This window comes from Comamonas sp. w2-DMI (genome assembly GCF_040187735.1).
GTDB classification, from domain to species: Bacteria; Pseudomonadota; Gammaproteobacteria; order Burkholderiales; family Burkholderiaceae_C; genus Comamonas; species Comamonas terrae.
This window is the reverse complement of the sequence record NZ_JBANEL010000048.1, coordinates 1-14,196: the sequence shown is the minus strand read 5'-3', so window position 1 is coordinate 14,196 and position 14,196 is coordinate 1. Positions and strand designations below refer to the sequence as shown.

Genomic DNA, 14,196 nt, shown 5'->3' with positions numbered 1-14,196 from the left:
CACCATCGAAGGTGAAAAATGCCTTCATCTCGAAGTCGCTGATATCGCGGGGGAGCCCACGCATCCCCAAAAACGTTGTGTGCCAACCCTGCATCGTGAACCTCAAAAGTGGGAGGCCACCATACCCGTTTACAAAGCGAACAGGAAAGTCAATGAAATCAACGGTCTACCCAGACCACCCCCGCGCCAGTGCTAGCTTTGCGTACCGTCACTTATTGCACTGAAAACGAGGAGACCCCGTGCTTGCTCTGGATCAAGCAAGCCGGACCATGCACAAGCTTGCTCCTGGACCTTATTGCTTCTCGATTCCAGCTTCGCGGAGGGACTTGGCCAGGCTCACCTGCTCACTGGCTAGGAACCGGCCATAGTCCTCAGGACTCCCTCCATAAGGCTCCGCGCCGCTGGCTTCAAGCTTCTTCAGGAATACCGGATCTTTGATGGCCTCGTTGACGACCGTATTGAGCCGTTTCACAATTTCCTTGGGCACCCCCACAGGGGCCACGATACCGTTCCATGCTGTCAGTTCGATATCAGGGATGCCTGTGGCCTCCGCCACAGTGGGAATGGTCGGCAGCAAAGAGGTCCGTACTTTGGATCCCACCGCCAAGGCCGTCAGTTGCTTACTCTGCAGGAAAGGGAGCACCGTGTTAAGCGTAGTCATAAAAGTGTCGGTCTGGCCACCCACTAGGTCTGTGAGCGCAGGAGCTGTGCCCTTGTATGGAACATGTGTCAGCTTCATACCCAGACGCGACTCCAGCATCGCAAAGGCCAAGTGGTCAATCGTCCCTGCACCTGAGGACGCATAGTTCATCGTGCCTGGTTTGCTCTTAGTCAGCACAACAAACTCCTGGATGCTCTTCGCGGCCACTTTAGGGTGCACCGCGATTACTAGCGGAACTCCCACAGTCCGCACTACTGGCACAAAATCCTTCATCGGATTGTGGGTAGCTGACTTGTAGGCCAATGCGCCCAGCAGGAAGGATGACGTGTTATAGAGCAGCGTGTACCCATCCTTGGGCGCATTCGCCGCCATCGTCGAAGCAACGTTCCCGCCTGCACCGGGACGGTTTTCCACCACCACCGGTTGCCCCAGCCTCTCACCCATGTACTGAGCAAAGAGCCGCGCATTCACGTCGGTGGGTCCACCTGCCGGAAACGCTACCAGCATCCGAATGGGTTTGTCGGGATAAGTATTGCCTTGCGAGAGCGCAAGGTCAGCTCTTAACAAGGCAGCACCCGCGACCGCACCTACCACAATAAGTTTGTATATGGCACTCATGATTGTCTCCTGTCGTTGTAATGGCTCGACGTCAAAGGTCGTCGCCTGCGCAAATCCGGCTCTAGGACGCAATGCGGCCTGACATACATGCAGATACCTCTTCGAGGACCTCATCGGTGTGTTCGCCAAGCAACGGCACCGGGCGCGCCATGACCGGAGGTGTTCGCGACCAGTTACCCAGACCAGCCATCTCGATCAGTGGACCTTCGGTCGGGTGGTTGCGATACTTAAAAAATTCCACAGCCTCCAGGTGCGGGTCGTGCATCAAGGTCTCCAGCGTATGCAGAGGCATCACGGGAATATCCTGATCCGCAAGCGCCTCCAACCAATAGGCGCTCGGCTTGGTGCACAGATAGCTAGCAACCTCGCCGTAAAGCTCGTTGATGTGGCTGGTGCGAGCTTCGATGGTTGCAACCCTAGGGTCATTGCGGTACTTTTCGTCTGCCCCCACCAACTCAAAGAAGGAACGCCAGTGCTTGGTGGCGTACAAAACGGTGCAGACGTGACCGTCGGCAGTGGCAAAGGCCTTCCGCGATGGTGACAGCAGCCGTTTGTAGCCCATGTCACCTGCGGGAGGCTCATAGGTATGCCCAGCCATGTGCTCGCTCATAACGTAGGGCACCATCGTCTCAAACATCGGGATCTCTACCGCCTGCCCTTCCCCGGTTTTCAGCCGGTGGATGTATGCCGCCAAAATAGCCGTCGCCGCAGCCTGGCCCACAACTCTGTCCACGATGGCCAACGGCACATAGTGCGGCACCCCATCTCCCACTTCCGCAATCAAGCTCGGTATCGCGCATACCGCCTGGATCATGTCGTCGTAAGCCGCGCGGGACGCATATGGACCCTTCTGACCATAGCCAACCAACGTGACATAGATGATGGAAGGATTTACTCGGGCGAAGTCTTCATGGGACAAGCCCAGCCGAGCGAGCGCTGCCGGCCGAATGTTGCTCACAAAGACGTCAGACGTCCGCGCGATGTCCAACAGAGATTTGTGAGCCTGAGCGTCCTTCACATCCAGTACAACACTGCGCTTGTTGCGGTTAACGTGCAGAAAGCCAGCGCTCATCCCTGGATTCCTCATCGGCCCCAGATGGCGGATCGTATCGCCCTCCGGGGGCTCGACCTTGATGACATCAGCCCCCAGATCCGCAAGTATCTGCGTCGCAAAAGGCCCCATCAGAACAGAAGTCATGTCCAGAACGCGCAGCCCATTCAGTGATCCTGCCATATAGCTCTCATCTCCCTAACTTATATCGCCTGCACGAACTCGCAAAACGATGCTTGCTGCCCAAGTGCACCCTCACCCACCCGCCGATACCAGTACGTCTCAGAGCCGTGAGTGATTCGCCATTCATGCAGACGGCGCGTAAAGAGTTGCAAGTCATACTCGGCAGTGATGCCGATGGCTCCATGCAGTGCGTGTGCCGTATTGGCCACTAACAGGGCCGCCTCACTGGCTCGCCCTTTAGCGATAGCGGCCAAAATCATGTCCGGTACCAACCTATCCCCACTGAAGGCCACTTGCGTCGCCAAGCTCGCGGCCACAATATGCTCGGCCATGACCGCCAACTGATGCTGAACTGCCTGAAACTTGCCCAGGGGTTTACCAAACTGCACCCGGTCGTTGCAGTACTGCATCGTCAGGCGGAATACTTGCTCCATGGCACCACATAGCATGGCGGCGTAACTTGTCGCGACGAAAGCACTTAGCTCCGCACCAGTGCCAGAGATAGGCACGCACACATCTGCCGGCCAATCAAACGAGGCCAGTTGGCTACCCCACAACCCAGCGGCCGAGCAAGAAGCAGAGGCCACTGGCAGCAAAACCAGCCCTAGCCCTCTCGGAGCAAGCACATGTCCAGCCACGGCGCCAAAAGACACATTTGCACAACGCACGCCGCCGTCCGGCAATGCCACTGACGAAGATGCCAGTGCGATAGGCCCACTCGGCAGGCTGGCAGGCGTGGCCGTCAGCACTCTCGCGATAATGGTGTCGGCCAACGGCAGTGGTGTCGCATGTGCTCCCAGCAGATGGAAAATACCGTACAAGTCCGACAGGGACAGGCCCGCACCGCCCTGCGCCTCCGGCACCAAGAGCTCCAGATAACCCGCTTCCTCTAAAACATCCCAACCCCTGCCCATCGCACTCCCCGCTTCCACCTTTCGCACGTATTCGGGAGTCACCTCAGCCTGCAAGATCCTCTGTAATGCTTCAACAAACATAACAACTCCTCAGCGAAGGCCCAGACCGCGAGCAACCATGCCACGCAGAATCTCTCGCGTTCCCCCACGCAGGGAGAAGGATGGCGCAATCAGGCTCAGATAATTCAGTGCGCGCAGCAACTGAGGCTCAACCTCTTCCGGAGCTATTGACCCCAACACGGCCTCCAGCACCGCAGGTATCGACTGTTCGAACTCCGTGCCCAAATCCTTCATGAGCGCCGCCTCGATCAATGGACTCTCGCCTGCAGCGAGCTTAGTGGTCAGCGCAATGGACATTTGCCGTAGGGCAGTCATATGGGCAGCAAACCGCCCCAGCACCACCAATTCCTCACCACTTACGGCACGCGAGCCTTGCTGAATACGCAGAAAGTCCATCCATGCATTCAATAGGACGGCACTTGAATAGAAACGTTCAGGACCGCTGCGCTCCAAGGCCAACTCCGCGTTCACCTGGGTCCATCCCTGGCCTACCTGACCAACCAGTGCCTCGTCAGGCACGAAGACATCGTCAAGCATCACTTCATTGAAGTGGGCATCGCCGGACAAATCGACTAGAGGGCGTACCTCTACGCGCGGCGATTTCATGTTTACGATGAATTGAGACAGCCCCTCCTGCCGGTCTTCAGGGACGCCGGAGGTCCGCAACAGAGCAATCATGTAATCGCAATGCTGTGCGTTAGTGGTCCATATCTTTCGCCCCTGCAGCTTCCACCCGCCCGGCACACGTGTGGCACGTGAGCGAATACTTGCCAGATCGGAGCCCGAGTTGGGCTCACTCATCCCAATGCAGAAAAAGGCTTTCCCTGCGCAAATGCGCGGCAAATAGAAATCGCGCTGCTCTTGCGAGCCAAATTTCAGGATAAGAGGCCCACTTTGCCGTTCGGCCACCCAGTGCGCGGCGACAGGCGCGCCGACACTGAGCAACTCCTCCACTAGCACAAACCGCTGCAAAGGTGTCATGTGCGCGCCGCCATATTCCTTTGGCAACGTCACACCAACCCAGCCCCGTTTGGCCAAGCGCCAACTGAAATCAGCATCGAACCCCATCCAGCTACGCGCTCGTCGATCTACGGACGGATTGCCAAGATGTTCGCGTAGAAAACTTCGGACCTCTTCACGCAGGACCTCAACGTCAGAAGGCAAGGAGGCAAACTTGAGAGAGACTAGCAAATCAACCATCGGCTTGAAAGCACGTCGTGCCCGCAGTTACTTTGATGGGCGAATGCTATTGGAGGAGCTTCCCGCTTGTCTAATATCGTATTTCTCCGCCACCATACCGAGTCAGTATGACTATTCATGGTTTTCCAGTAACGCCTATATGGCGAGGCCCTGCCAGGGAATGGCTGTGCCTCCGTGGAGCCGCCGCCTATGATGGACCTCAAGCGCATTCGAAACTTCGTCACCTTAGCCGAGGCTGGCAGCTTCCGGCGGGCCTCTGAGCGACTACACCTAGCACAACCACCCCTATCAGTCTCCATTCAGAAGCTCGAGGCTGAACTTGGCACTAGGCTCTTTGATCGTGGCCCAGCCGGAGTGACTCTCACCGTTGCAGGAGAATCCGTGCTGCGGGAAGCAAAACGCCTGCTTTTTTTTTGAACGCCAAGTGATCACTGCGGCCCACGACGCTATCTCCGGGATCGGAGGCACGCTCCGCATCGGATTCGTAGGGACTACCACATTCGGCATGCTCCAGCGTCTGCTGCCGGCCTACCGGGCGCAATATCCCGCCGTCGAGCTCAAACTGCAGGAAGCACCATCCGTCTCCATTGTTGAGCAACTTGAGCACGGCTCGCTGGACTTGGGCCTTGTACGCGCACCAGTGATGGCTGCGACCTCTACCACGCTCGTTTCCTTGGAACGTGAGAGCCTCATCGCCGCCTTGCCCAAGGACCATTTCTTGGCCAAGCACACTGCCATTCGTCTGAACGATTTGTCCGGAGAGGCATTTCTTATGTATGCCGAGGGAGCCGCCACAAGCCTGCGCTCCCTTGTGATGGCCGCCTGCCAGCGCGCGGGGTTCATTCCCCGAATCACCCAGGAAGCCACCCAGGTGCAAACCATACTGGCCCTTGTCGAAAGCGGCCTGGGCGTCGCACTCGTGCCATCAGTCATGCGCCGCTACGCCAGTGACGTAATTGCCTATCGGGAAATTTCAGACTTGGGGCACGACAGCTGGATGGGCCTGTCGCTTGCCTACATGGCGGATGCCGAGCCACCTGCTGCAGTCAAGTTCAGAGAAGTTGCACTGCAAACAATGGCAACTGAGGTTGCCCCTGAAAACCGGAGTATTTAGATGTTCAGTCCCACAGTGAGCTGGTGCGGATGAAGTCTAAAGCGGCTTAGATCTTTTTCCCACGCCTCGCACATCGCACGGAATGGTGTCTTCCACCTGAGCGCTTTCAAGTGCTTGCCGAAGTTGTAGCTTTGAACAATGCCTGGACATGCTTCCGTAGCTGCTCCAGGCCCTCATAGTCATACACCTTGATCGTGGATTCCTTGATGGTCCGGTTCATACGCTCGACCATGCCGTTAGTCCAAGGGTGGTACGGCTTGGTATGTCGTTTCTCGATTCCATTGAACTTGCAGATGCGCTCGAAGATGTGACCGATGCATGTGTCGGTGACGCCGCCTCTGAAGCGTTCTTGCCCTGTGAAGGCCATGCCGTTGTCCGTCAGAACGGTATGTATGCGGTACGGGAAGACCACGAGCACCTGCCGAAGGAACTGCGCTGCGTTGGCTTTCGTGGCCCTGTCAAAGAACGCAACATGCGTGAATTTTGTGACGCGGTCTATGGCAACAAACATGTGCTGTCTGCCGCTGGAGATCTTCATTTCGGCACTGTCGATGTGCACGAAGCCCAGCGTCGTTTCTTCAAACTTTCCGTGCCTTCGCGGCACCTGCGTTGCGGGCTGTCGGCTGATGCCGTGTCGCTGCAGGCAACGATGCAAGGCGCTGCGGCTGAGCTTGGGTGCCGTCTCCAGGAGCTGCCCCATGAGATCGTCCAGCGACAGATGCCCTTGCTTGCGTAATACAATTGCCAAGTGTTCTTGCTCTTGAGAAAGATGCTGGCTTGCTCTGTCCCGAGGACCCATGGGCTCATCGAGAACAGAGGTGCGCGCACGCCACTTGGCCACGGTCTTGGGGTTGAGGCCATAGAGCTTGGCCAAAGACCGATGGGAGCCGGTCGCTAGCAGGAGTTCTGCGCGGATACGCGGCGTCGTGCGGGCGCTGCCATGCAGGCGGATTGCCATAGTGCTTTCTCCTGTTCCAGGCTAAAGAATGCACCATGACTTCCTGGGACCATACATCTTAAGAGTGGCTTATATGGAAGCCTCCCGGATTACAAGCAACCCTTGTGCATGAAGAGTCAGGAGGCAGGGCTGCAGTCTTATATCTGGCCTATTGTGCAGGCTAGTACACCTGCTGGCCCTGATGGCATTCGCTGATGAGGCTCCCATCTAACACTCGAACTGAGCGCTCTTGGCTCTTATCGGAGTGTCCTCATCTCGGTCCGACCTGTCTGGCCCATCACACATTTCGGATCGCTTGCTCTCCTTCAAAACGTCAGATTCGCAATCAATTCTTCGTGCTCTTCAGTGCACGCCTTGCCAAGCTTGCGCATTCCACGCTTGCCCTTTGGCAAGCACAGCCCAGATGGTCCTGGCCAGCTTGTTGGCAACTGCCGCAACAACTACGTTGTAGGGCCTGCGTTTGAGCAACGTTTGCAGCCACGGCCATGCGGACGCCTCGTGGCTTTTAAGCACAACAGATCTCGCCGCGTGCATCAACAGCGTTCGCAGATATGCGTCCCCACGTTTGCTGATGCCCATTTGCCGCACTCGACCACCTGTGCAGCTTTGGCGTGGCACCAATCCGACCCACGCTGAGAACTCTCTCGCGTCCTTGAACGCCTGGGCATTACCCATGCTGGCAACAACTGCGGTCGCCGTGAGCAGGCCAATGCCAAGCACCTGTTTGATCCTTCCTGATGCTGGCCATGACGTCGCCATTGAGCTCCTGAAGGGCTCCCAGACATAGCGCTGTTGCTCCGGTCCGCCTCAGGCAGCGTACTCCCATTCGGTTTCAGTCGGCAGGCGCTTGCGCGTGCTCTTAGTGGAGAGGTTGAGGCCGGACTCCCTTACTTATGAAACCTCTCAAGTGAAACCTTGCTGCTGCGCAGTCTATCCACAGAGTGGACAGATTTAATAAATTTGACACACATCCAGAAATCCATAAAATGGACATCAGTCTCATCAGACGAACACCATCGAAATCAAACCACCTCACGGAGACAAGGCATGAACAAGGAAATGTCCGAGACGCTCACCCGCGTCGGCCCCAATACACGAATGGGAAATTTGCTGCGCCGCTACTGGGTGCCAGCACTGATGTCCAGCGAGATCGCCGAAGCGGACGGTCCGCAGGTACGGGTCCAACTGCTAGGCGAAAAGCTGCTGGCCTTTCGAAATACGGACGGCAAGGCCTGCCTGATCAGCGAGTTCTGCTCTCATCGCGGCGTGTCGCTCTACTTTGGTCGCAACGAAGAGAACGGCATTCGCTGTGCCTACCATGGCGTCAAGTTCGACGGCGATGGACAGTGCGTGGATGTTCCTTCGTCGCCGCAATCCTGCGCCCGCATGCATATCAAGGGCTATCCGTGCGTGGAGCGCGGGGGCATCGTCTGGACCTACATGGGCCCCGAGGAGCACAAACCATCTCCTCCAGAGTTGGAGTGGTGTACCCTGCCGCCGGAGCATGTATTTGTCTCCAAACGCCTGCAATACAGTAACTGGCTGCAGGCCATGGAAGGCGGTATAGACACTGCCCATGTGTCATATGTGCACCGCTTCGAGGTGGATACGGATCCCATGCACCAGGGCGTCAAGGCGCTGGACTACATCAAGGCCGACGGCAATGTGAAGTTCGAGATCGAACAGACGCCTTTTGGTCTGAGCCTATTCGGCCGTCGCAATGGTGAGCCTGACTCTTACTACTGGCGCATCACGCAGTGGCTGTTCCCCTGGTTCACGCTCATTGCACCGTTCGGCAACCATGCACTGGGCGGTCATGTGTGGGTGCCTATCGACGACCACAACTGCTGGGCTTGGAGCATCAGCTGGCAGCCGGACCAGCCGCTCACTAAGGAAGAGCGGCAGTCCATGGAGGAAGGCAAAGGCATACATGTGGAGTACGAAGAGCCCGGCAGCTTCATCCCCAAGGCCAATCGCAACAATGACTATGGCATGGACCGGGTTGCACAGCGCGAGGAGCGTTCCTACAGCGGAATTTTCGGTTTCTCCGCGCAGGACTATTCGCTGCAGGAAAGCATGGGTCCCATCCAGGACCATGCCGCAGAGAGACTGCTGCCTACGGACAAGGCCATTGTGATGGCTCGCCGCATGCTCAATGAAGCGGCCTTGGGCCTCGAGCAGGGTGAGACACCTCCCGCCCTTGACGCAAGCGAGCAGCACGTGCGCCCTGCAGGCGTGCTGCTGCCCCGCGACCAGGACCCCGTGGCCTGGGCCCGCGAGGAACTGGCGGATGCGACGAAGAAGCCAGTCTTCAGCCTCTGAACGAGAAACACCAAGACAAGAAATGACGGAGACAAAAAAACATGAAATTCCCTATGACACTCAAGGCTGCCCTGGTCGCAGGAGCCTGCGCGGCAACTGCGGCCTGGGGTCAGGCTGCCGCTGCGCCCGAATGGCGCCCCACCAAGCCAGTGCGCATCGTGGTGCCCATTACAGGCAGCACGAATGATGTGTTGGCGCGCCTGATTGCGCCCAAGCTGCAGGAGGCGCTGGGCCAGCCCTTCGTGGTTGAGAACAAGCCTGGTGCAGGCGGGAACATCGGCGCCTACGAAGTCAGCCGCTCCGTGCCGGACGGCCATACCTTGCTGATTGGCTACAACGGGCCTCTGGCAATCAATGTCACCCTGTTCGACAAGATGCCCTATGACCCACTCAAGGACCTGGCTCCCATCACGCTGGCGGTGAAGTCGCCCCAATACCTGGTGGTCAACCCCAAGGCCGGATTCAAGGACGTGAAGGACTTCATCGCCAAGGCCAAGGCGAACCCCAGCAAGTACTCTTATGGCTCGGTGGCCATGGGCAGCGCTTCGCACCTCACCATGGAGATGATGAAATCGGCTGCTGGCTTCCAGATGACTCATGTTCCTTACAAAGGGGCGGGGCCTGCGGTGACAGATCTGATCGCTGGCAATGTTCAAAGCGGTTTCTTTGTTCCGGGCAATGTGCAGGGATTCGTCAAGGAAGGTCGGTTGAAGCTGTTGGCCTCCACGGGAGCTAAGCGTTTCCCCAGTACACCCACGATTCCCACACTGGCGGAATCTGGTCTCAAGGACTTTGAGGCCACGTCCTGGATCGGTCTATTGGCGCCTGCCGGAACACCGCCTGCCGTCATTAACACCTACCACCAAGCCATGGTGCGTATTCTCAACTCACCGGACGTACGCAAGCATCTGGATGAGATGGAGTTTGAGACCATTGCTAGCACTCCCAAGCAATTCAATGACTGGATAGCAACCGAAATCGGGCGCTGGGGCAAGGTCATCAAGGCAACGAATGCAAAGGCGGATTGAACAATGAGCGAATCCAGAATGGCGGGACGCACCGCCTTGATTACCGGCGCCGGTGCGGGCATAGGCGCCGCCGCCTCCCATCTCTTCTGCAAGGAAGGGGCTGCAGTGCTGATGGTGGACGCAAACGCTGAGGCTCTGGAACGCACGCGTGAAGCCATTTTGCAGGCCGTGCCGGGAGCCCGGCTGGCATGCGTCATGGCCGATGTGTCGGACGAATCGGCTGCAGCGGCAGCCGTAGGGCAGTGCGTGCAACAGTGGGGCGGTCTCGATACCCTGGTGAACAACGCAGCCATGCGCAACTACAGTGCCGCAGCCGATGCCACTGCTGCCGAATGGCAGGCCATGGTCGGCGTCAATCTGGTGGGCATGTCCAACTACTGCAGGGCTGCGCTTCCTGCACTGAGGCAGTCGGGAACCGGCAGCATCGTCAACGTGTCCTCCTGCTACGCGGTCACGGGTCGCAAGGGCATGGCCCTGTATGACGCGACCAAGGCGGCGCAACTGGCCTATACCCGTAGCCTGGCATTCGAGGAAGCCGCTCACGGCGTACGCGCCAATGCGGTGTGCCCGGGCTCCACGTTGACCGACTTCCACGTCGGCAGGGCACGCAACGCGGGCAAGAGCGTGGAGCAGCTCAGGACGGAGCGCAAGGACACATCGCTCATAGGGCGCTGGGCGTCGCCGGAGGAAATCGCCTGGCCCATCTTCTGGCTGGCTTCCCGCGAAGCGTCTTTCATCACCGGGACCACCCTGATGGTCGATGGTGGCCTGCACATCATGTAACGCCATGGCCTCTACATATCTTCAGGCGCGCGTCCACCAGATGCGCTACGAAGCGGCAGGCACCCTCAGCGTGGAGCTGCGGCCGCTTGTTGTGGCAGAGGAGTTTGCCCAGCCCGTGCAGGCGGGTGCCCATATCGACCTGCACCTGGCCGATGGGTTGATCCGAAGCTATTCGCTGATCAATCCGGGGGAAAGTCATCGCTATGTGGTGGCGGTTTCCCTGGACCCAGCCAGCCGTGGCGGTTCACGCTTTGTCCATCAAAGGCTGAGGGTCGGGGACGTCATCCAGATTGGCGGGCCGCGCAATCATTTCCCCCTGGTCGAGACTGCCCCCCATAGCGTGCTGGTAGCCGGAGGGATCGGCATCACGCCTGTTCTTGCCATGCTCAGGAGGCTGGATGCCCTGGGCAGGACGGCGCACCTCATCTATTGCGCATCCAGCCGCGCGAGCGCCGCCTTTGTGCCGGAGATCGAGGCCATTGCAGCTCAGGTCGGCGGCAGGGTGACTGTCGACTGGCACTTCAAGGAAGAAAAAGGTGTGCGTGCCGATCTGCACAACCTTCTCCAGGGACATGCCGAAGGCGCGCACTTCTATGCCTGTGGGCCCCTGGCCTTTCTGGATTCGTATGAAGACAGTTGCGGGAAACTGGGGCTGGCGCATGTACACCTGGAGCGCTTTGCTGCCGCGCCGCTGGCAGCCCCCCGGACGCCGGAAGTCGGCTATGCCGTCGAATTGCGCAGGACCGGCAGGACCGTGCAGGTGGCTGCAGGGACTTCTTTGCTGGATACCTTGATCAACGCGGGCATGAACCCCGAGTACAGCTGCCGTGAAGGTGTATGCGGGGCCTGTGAGGTCCGGGTCATTTCCGGTGATGTGGATCACCGCGACCAGATACTGAGCGAGCAGGAGCGGGCCGCGAACAAGAGCATGATGATCTGCGTCTCTGGATGCCGTTCAGGCAACCTGGTCCTGGATTGCTGAGCGGCATGGGAACAGTGTGCGGATGGCAGGAAGGGGTGGCAGTGTCCAGGGAATGACGCCAGCCTTTTTCTCTTCCATGTTTCCTGTCCATCAGATGGACAATTGCAGGTAGAGTATCGGCATGAATCAGAAAACCGTTGACATAGCCGAATCCGAAAAATCCGAAGGCGGGGTGCGCGCGGTCCAGAGGGCCCTTGACGTGCTTCTTGCTTTCAGGCCTGGGGACGATGGATTGCTGGTGGCCGAACTACTAAAGCGGGTCGACCTGAGCCGGCCGACCCTCTATCGCTTGCTCGATACGCTCAACACTAAGGGGTTTCTCGTTTCCGAGGGCGAACCCCAGCGATTCCGGCTCGGCCCTGCAGTCGCCCAGATGGCCCATGCCTGGTCCGCAGGCATGAGCTACGAAACCGTTGCCCAACCAATGATGCGCCGCCTGTGGGAGAAAACCCGTGAGACCGTTTCCCTGCATGTGCAGGAAGGTGTCTCCAGGACATGTGTTGCCGAACTCCCCAGTACACAGCCCCTGAGTTTCAAGCGCGGCGTGGGCTACCGTGAGAATCTGGTGCGGGGGGCCAGTGGACGGTCCATTCTCGCCTGGCTGAACGTGGACAAGCAGGATCTTTCTGTCTACGGAGCGGAAGGTACCGAAGAAACCAAGCGGTGCACGGAGCAACTGAGGCAAATTCGCATCGAAGGCTATGCAACAAGCCGTGATGAGCTGATTCAGGGAGCCGTCGCCATTGCCGCACCATTTTTCGACAGTAGCGGTCGTGTGGTGGGATCACTTGGGTTGTTTGGCCCTAGCGCAAGACTCAGCGAAGAGGTTGTTCGGGGCTATGCTGTGCTCCTCAGGGAGGAGGCGGCCCAGCTTTCAGCGGCACTGGGATTCAAGAGCCTGGAGCCATGATGTCCAGTCTCATACTGGACGGTGTTGCCGTTTCGGAAATCTTTACCGATCTCTTTTTTCAAGAGGGATCTGCGAAGACCACGCTCTAGGTGCTGCAAATTTAGTTGAGGGTTTGAGACCGCCTAGCTGTTGGAGTCGATCGGACGCTCTTGGATGTATGTATGACGCCTATCTTTTATCTCCTAGAGACGGGTAGCAACGGCGCCAAGTCTGCTATTCGAGGAAACCTTGAGGTCAGAGCGCACAACACTAAGAGTCTGTTCAAAGTCTTTTGAGCAATAGAACCCAGAAGGCCAAATGGACAAACTGCAAGCTAGCATTGAGCAGCCGCTCGCAGTCCTTCCATATTCCACAGGGCTTAAACGTCCCAGAGATACCACGATACGTTTTTTCGTTGTACCAAAGAATGCAAGTATCGACAGCTTCGATGAACTGCCCAATCGTCGTTGATTGCCAATTGCCGGGATAAAACAGCTCCATTTTCAGCCTTCCGAAGAAGCCTTCACATGCAGCATTGTCTGGCGAGCACCCTTTGCGGGACATCGAGCGAACCAACTTTGCAGCCAGCAGGAATCTGGAATTCAGTAGTGCCGGTGATTCATCTCAGCGGGTCAGCTTTGCGTGTAAATCAACAGGACGGATATAGTTTTTTTTCCAATTCATTGCGAGCGCGCTTCAACGGCATCAAAAAAGTCTCTTTGAACTCGCTCATACTGAGTCTCTCGGCCCTAACTGCAATGCTCATGGCAGCAATAGTGTTGCCTTGAGGGTCGCGCACTGGCGCTGCCATGGAACGCACACCCAGCTCCAACTCTCCATCACTGCATGACCATCCGGATTGTCGGCAAGTTTCAAGCAGGCCCAGCAACTTCTCCAAGTCAGTCACTGTCTGATGGGTCAGAGCCACCCGCTCAATCATCTCCAGCCTTGCACGCGCCTCCTGCTGGGGGAGTCCTGACAACAACATCCGACCAATCGCAGAACAGTACACCGGCAATCTAGATCCTATTCCTAGGCCCGTGCTCAAGCTGCGCCGTGCGGTCGAACGGCCAATGATGATGGCATCGTCTTCCAACAAAGTACCAAGCGAAGCGGACTCTCTGGTGCGCTCCGACAGTGCGTCCAGTAGCGGCTGGGCCAACGCAGGCATGGGGCGCGATGACAGAAATGAATAGGCGATCAGCAGCGACTTGGGCTGCATCCAGAACAGCTTCCCGTCACTCTCTAGATAGCCAAGCTGTACCAGCGTGCTGAGTGAACGTCTGGCCGATGCTGGTGTGGACTGCGTGAGCCTGGCCACTTCCGACAGCGTGAGCCGGGTATGCCGACGGTCAAAGCAAGTCAGTACCCCCAATCCCTTGCGCAGCGATTCCACAAAGTTCTTGTCCTGCATAGCGATCAAATCAAGGTGT

Annotated in this window: 12 protein-coding genes and 4 pseudogenes; 7 read left to right on the top strand and 9 right to left on the bottom strand. The window is 57.8% G+C overall.

Translation table 11 applies throughout. The annotated features are described in order from the left end of the window. Positions 1–292: 292 nt before the first annotated feature. From V8Z74_RS25215 to V8Z74_RS25200, 4 genes are all read right to left on the bottom strand, one after another. Positions 293–1,279 (bottom strand): Bug family tripartite tricarboxylate transporter substrate binding protein, encoded by a 987-nt coding sequence (locus V8Z74_RS25215; RefSeq protein WP_003054584.1) that lies wholly within the window; start codon positions 1,277–1,279, stop codon positions 293–295. A 61-nt stretch (positions 1,280–1,340) separates the two neighbouring features. Beyond that, positions 1,341–2,513, bottom strand: a complete 1,173-nt coding sequence (locus V8Z74_RS25210) for a CaiB/BaiF CoA transferase family protein (protein ID WP_003054583.1) — start codon at positions 2,511–2,513, stop codon at positions 1,341–1,343. Between the two features lie 20 nt (positions 2,514–2,533). Next, positions 2,534–3,508, bottom strand: a complete 975-nt coding sequence (locus V8Z74_RS25205; RefSeq protein WP_003054582.1) for an acyl-CoA dehydrogenase family protein — start codon at positions 3,506–3,508, stop codon at positions 2,534–2,536. A gap of 9 nt (positions 3,509–3,517) precedes the next feature. Next, positions 3,518–4,687 carry an acyl-CoA dehydrogenase family protein gene (locus V8Z74_RS25200; RefSeq protein ID WP_034400553.1) on the bottom strand — a complete coding sequence of 390 codons (1,170 nt, stop codon included), beginning with the start codon at positions 4,685–4,687 and terminating at the stop codon, positions 3,518–3,520. 189 nt (positions 4,688–4,876) lie between these two features. Between V8Z74_RS25200 and V8Z74_RS25195 the strand changes: the two genes are divergently transcribed. After that, positions 4,877–5,104, top strand: a complete 228-nt coding sequence (locus V8Z74_RS25195) for a LysR family transcriptional regulator (RefSeq protein ID WP_349712064.1) — start codon at positions 4,877–4,879, stop codon at positions 5,102–5,104. 88 nt (positions 5,105–5,192) lie between these two features. Continuing rightward, positions 5,193–5,801 carry a LysR family substrate-binding domain-containing protein gene (locus V8Z74_RS25190; protein WP_349712062.1) on the top strand — a complete coding sequence of 203 codons (609 nt, stop codon included), beginning with the start codon at positions 5,193–5,195 and terminating at the stop codon, positions 5,799–5,801. On the opposite strand, the pseudogene V8Z74_RS25185 reads toward V8Z74_RS25190, so the two are convergent. Together V8Z74_RS25185 and V8Z74_RS25180 are read right to left on the bottom strand one after the other, a co-directional pair. Continuing rightward, a pseudogene (locus tag V8Z74_RS25185) lies at positions 5,798–6,759 on the bottom strand (IS481 family transposase). The gene V8Z74_RS25190 and the pseudogene V8Z74_RS25185 overlap by 4 nt on opposite strands. A 342-nt stretch (positions 6,760–7,101) precedes the next feature. Continuing rightward, a pseudogene (locus V8Z74_RS25180) lies at positions 7,102–7,488 on the bottom strand (transposase); the annotation flags it as partial. A 318-nt stretch (positions 7,489–7,806) separates the two neighbouring features. Here V8Z74_RS25180 and V8Z74_RS25175 point away from each other — a divergent pair. From V8Z74_RS25175 to V8Z74_RS25155, 5 genes are all read left to right on the top strand, one after another. Continuing rightward, complete coding sequence (locus V8Z74_RS25175; protein ID WP_349712060.1) at positions 7,807–9,081, top strand: Rieske 2Fe-2S domain-containing protein; 1,275 nt, start codon at positions 7,807–7,809, stop codon at positions 9,079–9,081. Between the two features lie 53 nt (positions 9,082–9,134). Further along, positions 9,135–10,109 (top strand): Bug family tripartite tricarboxylate transporter substrate binding protein, encoded by a 975-nt coding sequence (locus tag V8Z74_RS25170; RefSeq protein WP_150107001.1) that lies wholly within the window; start codon positions 9,135–9,137, stop codon positions 10,107–10,109. A gap of 3 nt (positions 10,110–10,112) precedes the next feature. Next, positions 10,113–10,892, top strand: a complete 780-nt coding sequence (locus V8Z74_RS25165; RefSeq protein ID WP_003054621.1) for an SDR family NAD(P)-dependent oxidoreductase — start codon at positions 10,113–10,115, stop codon at positions 10,890–10,892. Positions 10,893–10,896: 4 nt separating this feature from the next. Then, a complete protein-coding gene (locus V8Z74_RS25160; RefSeq protein WP_003054619.1) occupies positions 10,897–11,874 on the top strand; it encodes a PDR/VanB family oxidoreductase in 978 nt (325 codons plus the stop codon). Between the two features lie 121 nt (positions 11,875–11,995). Continuing rightward, on the top strand, positions 11,996–12,784 hold the full coding sequence (locus V8Z74_RS25155) for an IclR family transcriptional regulator (RefSeq protein ID WP_003054617.1): 789 nt from the start codon (positions 11,996–11,998) through the stop codon (positions 12,782–12,784). A gap of 261 nt (positions 12,785–13,045) precedes the next feature. Here V8Z74_RS25155 and V8Z74_RS25150 read toward each other — a convergent pair. From V8Z74_RS25150 to V8Z74_RS25140, 3 genes and pseudogenes are all read right to left on the bottom strand, one after another. Continuing rightward, a pseudogene (locus tag V8Z74_RS25150) lies at positions 13,046–13,129 on the bottom strand (IS5/IS1182 family transposase); the annotation flags it as partial. Further along, a pseudogene (locus V8Z74_RS25145) lies at positions 13,129–13,345 on the bottom strand (IS3 family transposase); the annotation flags it as partial. The pseudogenes V8Z74_RS25150 and V8Z74_RS25145, both read right to left, overlap by 1 nt. Positions 13,346–13,412: 67 nt before the next feature. Then, on the bottom strand, positions 13,413–14,196 hold a 784-nt coding region (locus V8Z74_RS25140; protein WP_349712056.1), incomplete at its 5' end, for an IclR family transcriptional regulator domain-containing protein.

What these genes read in the sequence shown, in the direction of transcription:
- V8Z74_RS25155 (WP_003054617.1), top strand. Translation starts at nt 11,996, where the DNA reads ATGAATCAGAAAACCGTTGACATAGCCGAATCCGAAAAATCCGAAGGC.
- V8Z74_RS25210 (WP_003054583.1), bottom strand. Translation starts at nt 2,513, where the DNA reads ATGGCAGGATCACTGAATGGGCTGCGCGTTCTGGACATGACTTCTGTT.
- V8Z74_RS25215 (WP_003054584.1), bottom strand. Translation starts at nt 1,279, where the DNA reads ATGAGTGCCATATACAAACTTATTGTGGTAGGTGCGGTCGCGGGTGCT.
- V8Z74_RS25205 (WP_003054582.1), bottom strand. Translation starts at nt 3,508, where the DNA reads ATGTTTGTTGAAGCATTACAGAGGATCTTGCAGGCTGAGGTGACTCCC.
- V8Z74_RS25170 (WP_150107001.1), top strand. Translation starts at nt 9,135, where the DNA reads ATGACACTCAAGGCTGCCCTGGTCGCAGGAGCCTGCGCGGCAACTGCG.
- V8Z74_RS25195 (WP_349712064.1), top strand. Translation starts at nt 4,877, where the DNA reads ATGATGGACCTCAAGCGCATTCGAAACTTCGTCACCTTAGCCGAGGCT.
- V8Z74_RS25175 (WP_349712060.1), top strand. Translation starts at nt 7,807, where the DNA reads ATGAACAAGGAAATGTCCGAGACGCTCACCCGCGTCGGCCCCAATACA.
- V8Z74_RS25190 (WP_349712062.1), top strand. Translation starts at nt 5,193, where the DNA reads ATGCTCCAGCGTCTGCTGCCGGCCTACCGGGCGCAATATCCCGCCGTC.
- V8Z74_RS25165 (WP_003054621.1), top strand. Translation starts at nt 10,113, where the DNA reads ATGAGCGAATCCAGAATGGCGGGACGCACCGCCTTGATTACCGGCGCC.
- V8Z74_RS25200 (WP_034400553.1), bottom strand. Translation starts at nt 4,687, where the DNA reads ATGGTTGATTTGCTAGTCTCTCTCAAGTTTGCCTCCTTGCCTTCTGAC.
- V8Z74_RS25160 (WP_003054619.1), top strand. Translation starts at nt 10,897, where the DNA reads ATGGCCTCTACATATCTTCAGGCGCGCGTCCACCAGATGCGCTACGAA.